Origin of the sequence: Luedemannella helvata, assembly GCF_039528415.1 — a bacterium.
GTDB classification, from domain to species: domain Bacteria; phylum Actinomycetota; class Actinomycetes; order Mycobacteriales; family Micromonosporaceae; genus Luedemannella; species Luedemannella helvata.
In genome coordinates, this window is sequence record NZ_BAAALS010000135.1 from 1 (window position 1) to 557 (window position 557).

At 69.5% G+C, this 557-nt stretch carries 1 pseudogene; it reads right to left on the reverse strand.

What is annotated here, in order from left to right:
- Positions 1–515, reverse strand: a pseudogene (locus ABD191_RS29125) (histidine kinase); the annotation flags it as partial.
- Between the last annotated feature and the right edge of the window lie 42 nt (positions 516–557).

Genomic DNA, 557 nt, shown 5'->3' on the forward strand with positions numbered 1-557 from the left:
CGGTCGTCCTGCAGCACCAGCCCTTCGCCGATGGAGTGCAGCACGCCGTCGTAGTACGCGAACATGCGGCTCATCTCCTCGGCGCCGCGACCCCACGTGACGCGCCGCAGGTAGCGACTGAGCAACCATGATCCGAGCGCACCGAGCGCGATCATCACGGCGGCCGCGACGATCACCGTCGCGATCCGCCCGCCGAGCGCGACCTGGGTGTTCGACACCGTGATACCCGCCGCGACCAGCGCGACGACCTCGCCCGAGGCATCCTCGATCGGCACCACCGACCGCACCGACGGCCCGAGCGTGCCCGTGTAGGTCTCGCTGAACGGCTCGCCCGCGAGCGCCCGGTCGATGTTGCCGAGGAACTGCTGCCCGATCTGCGTCGGATCGGGGTGCGTGAAGCGCGTGCGGTCGGGCGCCATGATCGTGATGAAGTCGACCTCGGCCTCGCGCATGACGTCGACGGCGTAGGGCTGCAGCTCGGCGGTCGGGTCGTCGGACTGCACACCGTCGACCACGAAGGGATCGTTCGCGATGGTCTGCGCGACCGCCATCGACTT